We start from the raw sequence: 15,133 nt of genomic DNA on the forward strand, positions 1-15,133 counted from the left end.
CTCGACGAACCACCATTCGCCAGTCGCCTATGCGGCAAAGCCGGCCAAGCGGGGCGTGCAAGGCAATCCCCAACACAGACAAGTCCCTGATTGGCACTGAATTCATAAACGCGGTAGGGGATAGCCTGGCCAATTGCATCCTGCGGCCAATCATGCACCAGCACCGGCTCGGCTATTTGCACCAAGCGCTCCCTGCGTTTTCAAAATCGCCAATTAAGGCAATGCTGAATAAAGCAGGCGAGGGCCGCTCTTTACTTGTCGCGCAATCGGCTGGTGGACGCCTTCGGCCCATGATGGTAGGAAAGGAATGTAGCGCCCGCCGCAAAGCCCGCGAGGACAATGATTAATGGGTTAAAGCTCTTCTTTTTGCTCCGGCCTGCGGCACAGACACCTGTGATCTGAAAATGGACGACTTGTTCGCCATAGTCCTGGATTGGAATTCTTTGGTGGTTCCAGAGCGCCGCGGGCATCTCTTCGCAGGCCACAGATAGCTGCTTGGATTCCTGTTCTGATGAAGCATCGACGTCAGCATGTTGCTGAGTCGCTGCTCGCCGCTTTTATCCAAACGTTTGCTTGCCAGAATCGTATTTCAGCTTTAGTGGCATAACGGCAGTAGCGAGCACGCAAAGTCTGCCTGAAAGGAGACATGCCAAGCGGGGTTCCTAGAGAAACGTTGCTTGCAACCAAAGCAGTGGTGGTCCGTACGCAAATCATTGCGGGAATAGATTTTTGCATAAAGCTGGTATAGACACTTGCGAATGAGAGAAAGTTATTGCGATTGAAAATAAGCAAGATTAAGAAATGCGCTATTTCTGAAGATCATCCTGGGTGAATTCTTTGAAGCAAAAACGAGTGCATGAAATCAATCAGATTTCACGCACCTGTAACGCTGATTGAACAGCTCTATTGCCGTGATAGGTTTTTATGTTTTGATGACGCTGCAGCAACTACCTATACTCGGTATGCCGTTGGAACCGACTGTCAGTCTTGTCCCTGCGGATATCCCATTCAAAATACAAAAAGGAAGACGACGCTATGCGCTATATACGATTCGTTAGCTCCATGTTTTTGGCAACCGCCGGGGTAGTTGCTTCGGGTGCTGCCGCCGCGGCCGCTCCAAATCTGTCCGCTGCACCGGTCTTATCCAAGTTGACCAATCCCTGGGATATGGCCTTCTTGCCAGACGGCACGATGTTCTTCACTGAAAAGTGCAATGGTTTATCGGTACGATCCTCTTCAGGTACCGTTACCAAACTGCTGGGAATGAAGGATTCGAAGGATTACGATACAACGGCAGCCGACCTGTTTTGCGAAGGCCAAGCCGGCATGAATGGGGTAGCAGTTGATCCCGACTTTGCCAAAAACCGTTTTATATACGTGTATTCAGCTTCCAACATGACGGCGCCCGGGACCAATCGTGTCATGCGTTTCGTCGTCAACGCAGACAATACCAAGGTTTCCGACCGCAAGGACATTGTCACTGACATCGCCTACAAGCCAGCAGCCAGCGACCATCCGTTCGGCGGGCCGGGCGCGCACAATGGCGGGCGCATCCGCTTCAGCCCTGGCGACGGATTCCTCTATGTAACCACAGGCGACACCCACAACGGCGAAGTGCCACAAAGCCCGACCAAGATTGGCGGCAAGGTGCTGCGTATCGACCGCGAAGGCAACGCTGCCCCCGACAACGGTGCCCCAAAGGGGTTCGATCCGCGCATTTATACCTACGGCCATCGCAATCCGCAAGGCATTGCGTTCCGCCCAGGTACCAATCAGGCGGTGACGGCTGAAAACGGTCCGTGGCATAGCGATGAAGTCACGGTATTGAAAGCTGGCGGTAATGGCGGCTGGGATCCTCGACCGAATGTCAACGGCCGCAAAGACTGTCCGGATAATTACTGCGGCTACAGTCCAAACCAGATGGGTGCAATGGATCCGAAAGAACGGGTGAAGTTTATGCCCATGACCGACTTGAAAGCGTATCCAAATGCGATGAAGACGGCCTGGAACAACGACGGCCTGTCGCAAGGCCTGTCGTCGGGCGCTTTCCTTAGCGGCAAGCGGTGGAAGGACTGGGATGGCAAGATGATTGTGTCCTTCATGGGCATCGGCATTCACGGCACGCCAGTTGGCAACCGCCTGGACTTGCTTGATATCTCCAAGGATGGCACCTCTGCGAAGCGCACAACGATATCGCTGCCAATGCCTGCAGGACGCTTCCGCTCGGTGGTTCAAGGGCCCGATGGCAATCTCTATGTTGCCACCGACGAAGGCGAAATCTATAAGATGACCCCGAAATAACCTCTGCAGGGCGCGATTTCCATTGAGATCGCGCCCTGGCGCAACGCTAGAGACCCAGCACTGCATGGGCTGTTTTCAATGCTGATAAACAGTACGTTAATTGGTAGATTTGTGCCCGCGTGCCGGCATTACAAGGTCGAAGACCATTTTTAAATAAGGATTAATGTATGCGTAGAGTCTTGTCTGTATGCGTCACGACGAGCTTCTTGTTTGCAGCAGGATCTGCAGTTGCAGACGCAGAGTTGTTCAAGAAATCCAACTGCATGGCGTGTCATGCCGTTGATCAAAAGCGATTTGGGCCATCTTTGAAGGACGTGGCCGCAAAATACAATGGCGATGCCACCGCGGTGGACAAGTTGGCCAAGAAGATCAAGGCTGGGGGCGCCGGGGTGTGGGGACAGGCACCCATGCCTCCCCAACCACAAGTGTCCGAAGCAGACGCAACGAAACTGGCCGAATACGTCCTGGCAACCAAATAAGTTGGTGTAATGGCTTTGGAGGCGATCCACGGGCGTGATCAGACTGAACTTATGATTGGTGGTAACTATTGAGCGTCAGACTGTCAAGTCTCTTCATTTAAGCGCATAGTGCGATGCCATGAGGTTTCGATCACTGATCCAAGCGCTCAGCGGCATCGCAAATGGCATCTGACTGGCGGTTTAACGCGAAAATCAACGACGGCCATGCCTTCGGCATTTTCACGGCCATCGCGGTTCCCTCTGCGCCTGGCGCTCCGACGCCAGTTAGTCTGAGTATTGAACCCCTTCTTCGGGGAAAGACGACTGTCCGCTACGAGTCGCGTCCGCTTCGGCGCCAGGCGCGTCCTGACCAAAAGCGGACGACCGGCCTTGCCGTTGAGTGTCTGTCGTGAAGATCCAGGAAACCAGCTTGTAACCCGGAACTGACGTACAAATCCCTTTGGGGCGGAGCGGCTCGGTTTCTTTTCTCAATCTCCCAACCGCGCCAGCAGGCAGGTTAACGCATGCCGGTACTGTTCCCGCAGCAGGACGGCCCGCTGTGGGTTGGCTTGAGCGGAAATGATCGCCAGACCACTGCCATGCGCATGGTCGATTAATATATCCCGCCAGAGAACTGGCTCCGCCGTGAGCATGGCAAGCAGCGAGGTCAGGCGAGCGGTAATCAGTTGGACCGCGCCGGCAAACGCTTTAGGGTCGGCAAAAATTTCCAGAGTCAGTTGCGGATGCCTTCCGACGGCATCGTGATAACGGGTTAGCAGTTCCTGAATTTCAACGCAAGGGTTCGTCGGTACAGCGATTGCGCCCAGTACTTCGCCGTAGACCCGCTCTGCCAACGCCAGTAACAGTCCTGCACGATCGGCTACGTGGTGATAAAGACTCATTGGGGTAACATCCAACCGCGCGGCGAGGGATCGCATTGTCAACCCTTTTCCGCCGCCTTCATCCAGCAGTCGCAGCGCAGCGTCCAGGATTTCCTCTCGCATCACTCCCGTGCCTTGTACGGGACGGCCGCGCGCTCGCGTCACCGGGAGATCCGGTAAGTGGATTGCACCAGGCCTGAAGGAAAGCTGCGACTGGAAACAAGTGCCAGATTCAAATCTTGCGGCAATGTGCCAAACAACGATTTTCCAGCGCCGATCAGTACCGGCACCGTGGTAATCACCATGTCCTCGATCAGTCCGTTTCGCAGGAAAGACTGAACCAGCTGCCCCCCATCCACATACACCTTCCGCACGTTCTGGCGCGCAAGTTCTTCCATCGTCTGTGATGGGGACAGGTTGGAGAATCGCACCTTTCCCTGCAGCGAGTCCGGCATTGGCGTGCCGGTTAGTTGTTTTGACAGAACGACGACCGGCAGATCGTAAGGCCAAATGTCGAACGATACGATTTTCTCATAGCTCCCTCTTCCCATCACGATGACATCCTTGTCAATGATGAAATCGGCATAGCCGTGATCTTCCGCCGCGTCATCGCGCTCCATTAGCCAGCTCACGTCGCCGTCAGAACGCGCAATGAAGCCGTCCACGCTTATAGCAATAAAAACATGTGCTGTAATCACGTTCGCCCCAGCTTATATATACAACGTATATATTACAGATTTTTCAGCATCTCCGCGATGCGTCAACTCCAAGCGAAAAATCGGTGTTCTGACGCCTGCAAAGCCCTAGGATATTCAGTTTCGAATCAATGCGTGCGGGGTTCGGCGGTGGTCCACGTAGGGATACTGAGCCGGAACCGAATGTTTTCGCATAAGAAGGGACATCAGCCTTCCCGTACATTGCAGCGAAATCAATATAATGACTTTCCGGTTGAACCGAAGTAATCAATAGCTCTGGATCTTTTGATCTCCATTTTTAGTGCAGCTGACCGACTTCCATGGATGAAGTTGGTCGTTGAAATTCATTCGTTAAAGGAACGTCCCATGTCCGAAGAAGCGAAGTGCCCGGTCGCACACGAGAAAAAGCAAACCCGCACCAATGCACATTGGTGGCCAGATCAGTTGAACCTCAGCATGCTGCACCAGCACGGAAAACTGGGTGATCCCATGCTTGAGGATTTTGATTACAAAAGAGAATTCGAAAAACTCGATCTGAAAGCTGTCATTGCAGATCTGCATGCACTGATGACTGATTCCCAGGACTGGTGGCCTGCCGACTACGGCCATTACGGTCCCTTCTTCATCCGCATGGCTTGGCACTCGGCCGGTACCTATCGCATCTTCGATGGCCGCGGTGGCGCCCGTTCCGGCGAGCAGCGGTTTGCACCGCTTAATAGCTGGCCAGACAATGGCAACCTTGACAAAGCGCGCCGCCTGCTCTGGCCAATCAAGCAAAAGTACGGCAAACAGCTGTCCTGGGCCGATCTGATGATTTTGGCAGGCAACGTCGCACTGGAATCGATGGGCTTCAAGACGTTCGGTTTCGGTGGCGGCCGCGAAGATATCTGGGAGCCGACGCCTGTGGATTGGGGTCCGGAATCGTCCTGGATGGGTGACGAGCGCTACAGCGGCGAGCGGGAACTGGCCAAGCCGCTGGCAGCAGTGCAGATGGGCCTGATTTATGTGAATCCGGAAGGACCAAACGGCAATCCGGATCCCGCCCAATCGGCGCGCGACATCCGCGATACCTTCGGCCGCATGGCAATGGACGATTATGAGACAGTAGCATTGGTTGCCGGCGGACATACTTTTGGCAAATGCCACGGCGCCGGTCCGGCCCACCACGTCGGCCACGAACCGGAAGGCGCAAATGTTGAAGAACTGGGTTTTGGCTGGAAGAACGCCTACGAAACCGGCATCGGTGCGCACACGATTACCAGTGGGCTGGAAGGCGCCTGGACGCCGACCCCGACCCAGTGGGACATGAGTTATTTCGAAACCCTGTTCGGCCACGAATGGGAGTTAACCAAGAGTCCGGCCGGCGCGCATCAGTGGAAACCCAAGGGGGATGCCGGACGCACCGTGCCCGATGCTCACGTTCCCGGCAAGCTGCATCAACCGATGATGAGCACTGCTGATATGGCGCTGCGCGTCGATCCGGCGTATGAAACGATCTCCCGTCAATTCATGGCGAATCCGCAGGAGTTCGCCGATGCTTTTGCCCGGGCCTGGTTCAAACTGACACACCGTGACATGGGACCAAAGGTGCGCTACCTCGGCCCCTTGGTGCCGCAGGAAGATCTGCTTTGGCAGGATCCAGTGCCGCCGGTTGGCCATCCTTTGGTCGACGATACGGACGTTGCGGCCCTAAAAAAGAACATGCTCGATTCCGGACTGACAATCCCGCAATTGGTCAAAGCAGCATGGGCTTCCGCCTCGTCCTTCCGCGGGAGCGACCTGCGCGGTGGCGCCAATGGTGCGCGAGTCCGATTGGCGCCGCAGAAAGATTGGGAAGCCAACGATCCAGCCGAACTGGCATCAGTACTGGCCAGGCTGGAAGACCTCCAAAAGGACTTCAATAGCGCCGCTGCAGATGGCAAGAGTATTTCGTTGGCGGATCTGATTGTGCTGGGCGGCTGCGCCGCAGTAGAAGCCGCTGCGCGGAAAGCCGGACATGAAATCAACGTGCCTTTCACCCCTGGACGCACGGATGCCTCCTTGGAGCAGACGGATGTCAATTCATTCGAGGTATTGGAACCGGCCATTGATGGCTTCCGCAACTATCTTCGTAAAGGTGGCGAGGATCATGTAGCCAACGGCATGATTGACAAGGCGAGCTTGCTGACCTTGACCGCACCTGAGATGACAGTTCTCGTCGGCGGTATGCGAGCACTTGGCGCCAATGCCAATAATGTGGAGCACGGCATGTTTACGAACCGCCCAGGCTCATTGACTCCGGATTTCTTTGTCAACCTGCTTGACATGCGTACGGCATGGAAGAAGGTGGAAGGTTCGCCCGGCGTGTTCGAAGGCACGGATCGAAAAACGGGGGAGCGGCGATGGACGGCGACCCTGGCCGACCTGATCTTTGGTTCCAATGCGCAGTTGCGCGCCCTATCCGAAGTGTATGCGGCACGCGACGGTGAAGAGCACTTCGTGCAGGACTTCGTGGCGGCTTGGACCAAGGTAATGAATCTGGACCGTTTCGATTTGAGAGGTGCCACGGCTGCCTGATCTGGCAATACGATAAAAAGGGCTACCCGCGCAGGTGGGTAGCCCTTTTTTACTTGTTGGATGCCTTCCATTGCTCATGCGACAGCGTTCCACATTGAGTCTCAAAAGCTGCTCCTCCTTCGCCGATACGCAGCCTGATCTGGGTAGCTCGCTCATGCTTCCGATTGCGGGGAATTTTCGATGGAAGGCGCTGCCTCTTTATACCAATCCCAATCCATGACGTCCCGGATGAAACCGATGGATTTTTTCGCCTGGCAAGACAAGTGAGGAGTCAATAGCCCAGCTATTGACGAAGATCCCAACGCAGCCAGACGGAAAAAGACGCGGTTTCATCGGGCGTTATGGGTTGGGATTGGCATGAGGTCTCCCTTGCGTTGATTTCCGGGAGCAAGCGACTCAATTTGTCTAAATGCTGTCAAGGAAATGACGATGACGGTACAAGCAAAGTACAAGGCAACGGCTACGGCCAATGGTGGTGGCCGTGATGGCAAGACCGTACTTGCTGACGGAACGATGGCGCTGCGGTTCACTGTGCCAAAGGAATTGGGTGGACCGGGATGAGATGGCGCAAACCCTGAGAAATCTTTGCACTGGGGTATTCGGCCTGTTTTCTGGGCGCCATCAGGGTGGCTGCCGGGCAGACCGAAATCAAGGTTCGCAACGGCACAACATGATGGCGACCATCGGCATCAAGCCGCGCTCTGAAGTGCACACCTTTTTGAGCCAATAGGTAGCCGCCCAGCTTGGCAGCCAAAGGCTACCAGTACGACCAGTGCCCACTGGCGAAAACGTAGAGGGACAGCAGCAGGTTGGTCGTGCCATGCGCAACAATGCTGTCCCACAAACTTCCCGATCGCTGCCTTACCAGGTAATAGACAGCGCCCGCCAGCGCACCGGCGAACCAGAAGCTGTGCAGCGCGCCGAACAACAGGGAGGACGCGATGAAAGGCGCCCAGTGGATCGGGCCGCCAGGTCTGAATGCATGGTCGCCGCCCCGGAAGAACAGTGGCACATAGCCACGGAACGCCAGTTCCTCCGCGATTGGGATTACCACGGCCGCGCCTGCTAACCGCAACGCTATCCATGCCGCCGACCAGACCACTGGCACCGCAAACAGGCTCGCCTCAAATGCTCGGTCGGCGTCAGCCGATGCCGGCACTAGCACGATCCAGAACACGAATACCAGTACGCCTGCCAGTACCGGGAACAGACGAGGTGCGAGGGCGTCGAGCCGGAACTGCCGCCACAGCAGCGCCATGGCGACGGTGGTGGCAAGCACCCGGAGCGGATACAGCCACGGAAAACCAGCCGACATGGCCGATGTGAGCAGCGTGGCTGCCAGCATCACCAGCAACGGGATCACCAGTGCGCTATCGGCATCGATGGTAAACGTGCGACGGGCGGCGCTGCGGCAAAAAACGCTGCTACGCCGCGCCAGCGCTACCATGCCCAGCGACACCAAGATGAAGCAAATCCAGCCGCCATTGGCGTGGAAGCCTTCCATTACCATTTCCGAGTGCCCCGATGTGCCGATGCCGACAAGCACCGCGATGCGCAGGCAGTTGGAGAGCCAGATCAGCACCGCGGCAAGCGGGAACAACAGCAGCGCTGCAGGAAAGCGGAAGTCGCGTTTAAAGCTATGGAGGTACCACATCAGGAAGACCGTTATCATGGCTATACCCTCATAGCCTGCGCAAAGGTGGTCGATTATCGCAACGAAGTTAGGCGTGCCTACGATTCTGGCTGGAAAATCGGTGTAGACATCGGCGTACACGAAATCGAGCAGAAACCTCACTACTGCCACGGTTGGCGCGGCCAGCCAGCCTTCGGATCGCGCTATGAGCGTATAGACCAGGAAATGGCTGAGGGGGAAAACACCTGCAAGCAGCAGCGTCGTCCATTCCGTCCGAATAAACTGGAACCAGAAGCTTTTTGGCGCAATGGAAGCCATTGAAAAACAGCAGCTCATTCCCACCACCAGTGCCAGCAAGCCGACCCACCAGGCCGATGCTGGCCACGTCAGGTTCGGCGCGTCACTAAACGATGTAGGAAAGAGCCGGCTCGCGCAATAGACGAGCAGAAAGGTGCTGGCCAACTGCGGCATTAGCCTCTGCAGCCAGCGATGTTCCTGCGCCGCATCTACTAGTAGGCACCAGAGCGCTGTGACCCGGGTCGATATCAGCAGGCAAAATCCTAGGCTGTAATACAGCACAAGCTGGAACAGGCCTCCGGGCACGGAAAAAAAACCGTCGGCACGGGGATGAATGATCAGCTTGAGCAGCGCAACCTGTGCGGCAAACATTGCTAGCAGCAGCAGGACACGACGACCGGGCGGGATGCGCCAGCCGACGAGCGGTGCCACGTTGCCACGCGCCGGCGGTATCGGATGAGGAGTTGGCAATTTCTCTTTGATCAGCGAGGTCGGTCGGCTTAGGTTCCACACAAATCGGACCCCATGACCACGTCCGGACGACAGACAGAACTTTTCACTGGCAGCCGTAAGATTTGCCGCCAGTGTGCTCTAAACAAGATTTAGCGCTTGTCACGTCGCCGTGTCAGGCTCAGGATGCCGCCCAGCAGAGCAATGGCCAGCACGATGTTGCCCCCATCGATTTCCGGCGCGTGTTTGCTGTGGCCATAGGCGTAGGCATTCCCGTTGCCTTCTGCGTAGGCTAGCAGCGGAACGAGCAGGGCGGTAGTGAGTGCTATTTTGCGTAACATAGTTTATCTCCTGTTAATGAAGAGTGATGATTCACCAATCATTTAGAATGCAAAGTAGCATGCAGTAATTCAGTGTTTTTGACGCAGCACATACTCTGTTTGACCTAACCATATCGCCAAGCCTGAGTACAGTTTCAAAGCGGACGCCGGGGCTTGGCAATATAAATGGGAGCAATGGGTTATATCCGTAAGTACATACCGTTGTGGTTGGATTCAGGGAAACAGATTCCATTCACGGCATAACATCTAGCCTCTTTTGCGGTTTGAAAAGAATCCGTGCTGGAAGCAATACCTAGAGCGCTTTCGGCCTGACTAGCTTGTCGATACCGGCCAAACTGGCCCCGGCACTGCGTTGCGGCTCTTCGCCGTAGCCCGCTACGACTCTTCGCCGCCCTTGCAGGGCGCGTCTGCGCCTGCGGGCGCAAACTGGTACGCAGGCGCAAGGCAATGCTTTGCGAAACCCCTGCCTACCCCTTGTTCCGGGGCCAATTTGCCTCGGTCTCGTTTAAGCCAGTCAAGCCGAGAGCGCTCTAACGCTTCAAATGCGTCATGGCATGCACCGAATTCTTCTTTCGCAATCACATTTGGCAGTGAATTTTTGTCTTTAGTTTATTGAGCAATAGCACAAATTAAGTCAAAAAATATATGCCTTCGTGTTCTGCAGTATCAAGAGCTTTTAAATAGGCTAAGTGGTCACGTTTATGTAATGCTAATCTTGTAAATGGAAGTCATATCGCTATACGTACACGCGCTTGTTTAAGGACATATCTTCCAAACGGAAGTTTTATGGTGACATGAACAGGCATGCCCGGGCGTCGTTTGCAGCAGTTACGTGCCGACCCGCGACTTGAACCCCTGGCAGTCGCCATCGGGCAGCGAGATTGACGCGATCGGCGCATCGCAAAAACTGGCCGCCAGCCGGGTCGGTTCGTCGCAGGCTTTTTCCTCGTCGCTGTCGAGCGCCTGCATGGCATCCAGTTGCGCGTGGCGCAGCAGCGCCTGGTTGCCAATCTGTTCCTCCGCATGCCGATCAGGCGCGGCCGGCCCCGGTTGTCGCGGCGGCGCGCCGGCGCCGGCGATCGCGTCCTTCAGCGTCGAGGCCAGTTCTTCCAGCGCATACGGCTTGGGCAGCAGGGTGAAGCCATGGTCCGGATTCATCGCCAGCACATAGCTGTAGCCGCTGGATAGCACGAAGGGCAGGGAGGGATAGAGGCGGCGCACTTCCTTGCCCAGGTCGATGCCGTTCATGCCGGTCATCACCACGTCGGAAAACACCGCGGCAAAGCGCGCGTCTTCCCGTGCCAGTTCCGCCAGCGCCTGCTCGGCGCTGGCCACCACCTGCGACACATAGCCCAGCTCTTCCACCGTCCGCTCGACCGACAGCGCCACGTCGGGATTGTCTTCGACGATCAGGATGCGGCCACCCGGTCCCTTCGCAATGGTACTGTCTGCATCCGGGATGTCGGGCTTCCGCGCAGCCTGAAGCGCGCGCGGCAGGTAGACGGTGAATACGGTGCCGGCGCCGACCTCGCTTTCCACCAGGATCTCGCCGCCCGACTGCTTGGCAAAGCCGAACACCTGCGACAGGCCAAGGCCGGTGCCCTGGCCGGTGCCTTTCGTGGTGAAGAAGGGCTCGAAGATTTGCGTCAGAAACTGCGGCGGGATGCCCACGCCGGTGTCGGCAATGGACACCGCGACGAATTCCCCCTCGACCGGCGGATTGCCGCGCACGGCCGGAATGCCGGATACCCGCGACACCGCCATCGCCAGCCGGCCGCTGCCATCCATTGCATCGCGGGCATTGAGCGCCAGGTTGACGATGGCGGTATCGAACTGGTTCGGATCGGCATGCACAAGGCAGTCGGCGGCATCCAGCTGCACTTCCCTGGCGATGCGCGCCCCGGTGATGCTGCCGACCATCTCGCTGACCATCTCCATGTTGTGCCTGACATCGAATACCACTGGCTGCAGGGCCTGCCGCCGTGCGAAGGCGAGCAGCTGGCCGGTGAGCTTGGTGGCGCGGGTGATCGCGTCGGAAATGGCCGTCATGTAACGGCGCCGGCGCTCGTCGGTAAGCTGCACCAGCCGCAGCAGGTCAATCGAGCTGCGCATGATGGCCAGCAGGTTGTTGAAGTCATGCGCCACGCCGCCGGTCAGCTGTCCGATCGCTTCCAGTTTCTGCGACTGGCGCAGCGCATCCTCGGCGCTGCGTTCCCGGGTAATGTCGCGCGCCACGGCGTGGATCATGCCGCCGTCGGGCACCGCGGTCCAGCTCAAAAGCAGGTAGCCGCCGTTGCGGTGGCGATAGCGGTTTTCGAAGGCAAGCGTCTTGACGCCCGTGCTCAGCTTGCCGACTTCGGCCGCGGTGCTGGCAAGGTCCTCGGGATGCAGGAATTCGCCCAGCACCCGGCCGACCATTTCCTGTTCCGACCAGCCGAGCTGGCGGGTGGTTGCCGGGTTGACTGCGGCAATGATGCCCCGGAAATCGCAGATCAGCATCAGCTCCTGGGACAGGCTCCAGATCCGGTTGCGCTCGCGCGTGTTCTGCGCTTCGAGCAGCTTGCGTTCATGGATATCGGTGTTGGCGCCGATCCAGAGATTGATCGCGCCATCGGCGCCGCGCAGCGGCGATGCCCGCACCAGATGCCACAGATACTGGCCATCGGCGCGCAGGATCCGGTATTCCGTTTCGTACGGCGCGCCAAGCGCCACGCATTGCTGCCACAGCGCCGCCGCGGCTGGCCTGTCCTCCGGATGCACGCTCGCGGTCCAGCCGTCGCCGTCGAATGCGCCCGCGTCGGCGCCGCTGTACTCATAAACCTGGTCATTGAACCAGCTCAGGTTGCCATCGGGCGCAGCGGTCCAGACATGGTTGGGCATGGCCTGCGCCAGCAGGCGGAACTGGGCCGCGCTCTCCTGTATCGCCTGCTCGGCGTCCTTGCGGTCCGTGATGTCCTGGACCACCCCCACCAGACGTCTGGTGCGGCCGGCCTCGTCGCGCTCGAATTCGGCCTTGCCGGCGATCCAGCGCAGGGCGCCGTCGCTCGCGCGGCGGATGCGGTATTCGGCATTCATCGGCGCCGCCTGCCCGCGCCGCATCGAGGCGGCCGAAGGCACGGCGGCATCTTCCTGCACCACCAGCGCCTCGAGCGCGGCCACCGGCATCTGTTCATGGTCCGGCAGGCCGAAAATGCGCTGGAAGCCGCTGGTGCCCAGCAGCACGCCGCTGGCCAGGTCCACCGTGAAGGTGCCGACACCGCCCACGGCCTGCGCCTTTTCCAGCCGCAGCCGGGACTCGCGCAGCGCATGCGCCGCGCGATGCTGCTCGGTGCGGTCGCGCAGCACCTTGACGAAACCGATCGGCATGCCACGTTCATCGCGGATCGGCGTCATCTCGCCCGAGGCCCAGAAACGCTCCCCCGACTTGCGCACATGCCAGCGCTCGTCGTTCCCGGCGCCTTGCGCCAGGGCACAGCGCATTTCGGTGCGCAGGCGTCCGTTGGCCCGGTCTTCCGGCGTGAAGAAGCAGGAACCTTCCTGGCCCAGCATCTCGCCTTCGGTCCAGCCCAGCACCCGGCGCGCGCCTTCATTCCAGCGCGTGACGCGGCCTTCCAGATCGAAGGCCACGATGGCGTAGTCGATTGCGCTGTCGAGGATCTGGCGGTTCCTGGCATCGGATTCCCTCTTCGCCGCGGCCGCCGTTTCGCGGTCAGTAACGTCGACGCCTTCGACGAAGATGCTGGTCACGGCGCCGTCCGCATCCTTCAGCGGCTGGTAGACGAAGTCGACGAAGCGCTCGGCGACGGGGCCGCCCGGTTCGAACTGCATCGTGTAGCGCACCCCGGTTCCCGCGAATGCTTCGCCGCTCGAAAAAACCTTGTCGAGCAGGTCTGTAAAACCCTGGGCCCTGGTTTCGGGCAGGGCTTCGGCCACTGTCTTGCCCAGCACGTCGCGGTGGCCAACCAGCCTGGCATATCCAGGATTCATGCGCTCTATCCTGTGCTCTGGACCGCGCAGGATGGCCATGAAGGTGGGCGCCTGCTCGAACAGCGCAACGAACTGCGCGCGCTCCTGCTCCAGTGCCTGGGTCACCAGCACCAGTTCGGTCTTTTCGATCACGACCGCAAGCGTGCCGGCCACCGCGCCGGTGTCATCGAACACGGGCGAGTAATCCAGATCGAACCAGGAGCGGCATTCCACGCCATCACGCGTGAGCAGGAAGGAGATGTCGCGGTAACTCAGCGACTGGCCTTGCTGCACGCTGTGCAGCACGCCCAGGTTGAAGTCGGCCGCTTCCGGCCAGACATCGGCCAGGTTGCATCCCAGCACGCCCGGATGCTTGTTGCCCAGCACCTTGGCATAACCATCGTTGTAGATCAGGGCGCCGGTCTCCCCCCACAGCAGCGCCATCGGCGTCGGCGACCGGGTCAGCATCGATGCGGCCAGCCGCAGATGGCTTGGCCATGCATCGATCGGACCCAGCGAGCTGGTCGACCAGTCATTGGACAGGATCGCCAGGGCGCTGGGCGAGTCGCCGAGCGACTTGGCAAAGGAGGATGTGGCCAAATGACTGGTACGCATGATGTTGACGGAGGACGGTTGAGAGGGCGTGCAGGACCGCGGTGGCGGACACGGTTGTCAGTGCGGTCAGATGTGTTGCAAGCAGGTGTATCGCCGATCCGGGCAATGGCGCCCCAGCACCGTCGCGCATTTTACATTGCGGGGAGGAAGACGGCATGCGCCGCGACAATGCGGGGCGCTGGCCCGGCACGACGAATCAGGAAGCCCTGACCTGCCGGGCAGACCGTGAAGCATTGAAGCAGGCCTCGTCCATGCCGTCCGGTCGGGCCGGGCCGGCGGCGCGGCAGAAAAAAGCAAAAAAACGTCCGGCCCCCTGTCGGAAGCCGGACGCGATTCTGGAGATAAGCTCAGGAGGCTGCTTAAACCGCCTTGGCCTCGTGCATCGCGGCGATCTGCTGCGAACTGTAGCCCAGCTCTTCCAGCACCTCGTCGGTATGCTGGCCCAGCAGCGGCGAGGCCGTCACTTCCGGCTTCAGGTCAGAGAACTTGATCGGGCTGCCGATGGTGAAGTACGAGCCGCGCACCGGATGGTCCACTTCCACGATCGAGCCCGACTTGCGCAGCGACTCGTCCACCAGCAGCTCCTTCATCGACAGCACCGGCGCGCACGGGATGTCGAACTTGCGGAACACGTTCACCGCCTCGAACTTGGTCTTGTCCTTGATGAAGTCCTCGATCGTGGCAAAGATCTCGTCGATGTGCGGCTGGCGCGCCTTCGGCGTGGTGTAGGCCGGGTCGGTCTTCCATTCCGGCTTGCCCAGCGCGTCGCAGATCGGCTCCCACGCATGGCCCTGCACCGTGAAGTAGATGTATGCGTTCGGGTCGGTCTCCCAGCCCTTGCACTTCAGGATCCAGCCCGGCTGGCCGCCGCCGCCGGCATTGCCGCCGCGCGGCGTGACCTTGTCGGCGAACGCTTCCATCTCGTGCGGATACTGCGGAT

10 protein-coding genes are annotated in these 15,133 nt (G+C 58.7%); 3 read left to right on the top strand and 7 right to left on the bottom strand.

The annotated features are described in order from the left end of the window. The first annotated feature begins 1,035 nt into the window (after window positions 1–1,035). Together IGW04_RS19210 and IGW04_RS19215 are read left to right on the top strand one after the other, a co-directional pair. The gene (locus IGW04_RS19210; RefSeq protein WP_194714707.1) at window positions 1,036–2,301 is read left to right on the top strand and encodes a PQQ-dependent sugar dehydrogenase; all 1,266 of its coding nucleotides are present in this window, start codon (window positions 1,036–1,038) and stop codon (window positions 2,299–2,301) included. A gap of 167 nt (window positions 2,302–2,468) precedes the next feature. Beyond that, the gene (locus tag IGW04_RS19215) at window positions 2,469–2,780 is read left to right on the top strand and encodes a c-type cytochrome (protein ID WP_194714708.1); all 312 of its coding nucleotides are present in this window, start codon (window positions 2,469–2,471) and stop codon (window positions 2,778–2,780) included. A 467-nt stretch (window positions 2,781–3,247) separates the two neighbouring features. Here the strand turns inward: IGW04_RS19215 and IGW04_RS19220 are convergent, their stop codons facing one another. After that, window positions 3,248–3,763 carry a TetR/AcrR family transcriptional regulator gene (locus IGW04_RS19220; RefSeq protein WP_228527211.1) on the bottom strand — a complete coding sequence of 172 codons (516 nt, stop codon included), beginning with the start codon at window positions 3,761–3,763 and terminating at the stop codon, window positions 3,248–3,250. Window positions 3,764–3,801: 38 nt separating this feature from the next. Beyond that, a complete protein-coding gene (locus IGW04_RS19225; protein WP_194714710.1) occupies window positions 3,802–4,338 on the bottom strand; it encodes a dihydrofolate reductase family protein in 537 nt (178 codons plus the stop codon). A gap of 363 nt (window positions 4,339–4,701) precedes the next feature. Here IGW04_RS19225 and katG point away from each other — a divergent pair, with 363 nt between their 5' ends. Next, window positions 4,702–6,891 (top strand): catalase/peroxidase HPI, encoded by a 2,190-nt coding sequence (gene katG / locus IGW04_RS19230; RefSeq protein WP_194714711.1) that lies wholly within the window; start codon window positions 4,702–4,704, stop codon window positions 6,889–6,891. Window positions 6,892–7,417: 526 nt separating this feature from the next. Here katG and IGW04_RS19235 read toward each other — a convergent pair. From IGW04_RS19235 to IGW04_RS19255, 5 genes are all read right to left on the bottom strand, one after another. Further along, on the bottom strand, window positions 7,418–7,645 hold the full coding sequence (locus tag IGW04_RS19235; protein ID WP_194714712.1) for a hypothetical protein: 228 nt from the start codon (window positions 7,643–7,645) through the stop codon (window positions 7,418–7,420). 3 nt (window positions 7,646–7,648) lie between these two features. Then, complete coding sequence (gene xrtE / locus IGW04_RS19240) at window positions 7,649–9,253, bottom strand: exosortase E/protease, VPEID-CTERM system (RefSeq protein WP_194714713.1); 1,605 nt, start codon at window positions 9,251–9,253, stop codon at window positions 7,649–7,651. 170 nt (window positions 9,254–9,423) lie between these two features. Continuing rightward, window positions 9,424–9,612 carry a hypothetical protein gene (locus IGW04_RS19245; protein WP_194714714.1) on the bottom strand — a complete coding sequence of 63 codons (189 nt, stop codon included), beginning with the start codon at window positions 9,610–9,612 and terminating at the stop codon, window positions 9,424–9,426. 828 nt (window positions 9,613–10,440) lie between these two features. Then, the gene (locus tag IGW04_RS19250) at window positions 10,441–14,178 is read right to left on the bottom strand and encodes a hybrid sensor histidine kinase/response regulator (protein ID WP_194714715.1); all 3,738 of its coding nucleotides are present in this window, start codon (window positions 14,176–14,178) and stop codon (window positions 10,441–10,443) included. Between the two features lie 374 nt (window positions 14,179–14,552). Beyond that, window positions 14,553–15,133 (bottom strand): CoA transferase (locus IGW04_RS19255; RefSeq protein ID WP_194714716.1); only part of this gene is annotated, 581 nt, incomplete at its 5' end.

Origin of the sequence: Noviherbaspirillum soli, from assembly GCF_015352955.1 — a bacterium.
GTDB classification, from domain to species: Bacteria; Pseudomonadota; Gammaproteobacteria; order Burkholderiales; family Burkholderiaceae_D; genus Noviherbaspirillum_A; species Noviherbaspirillum_A soli.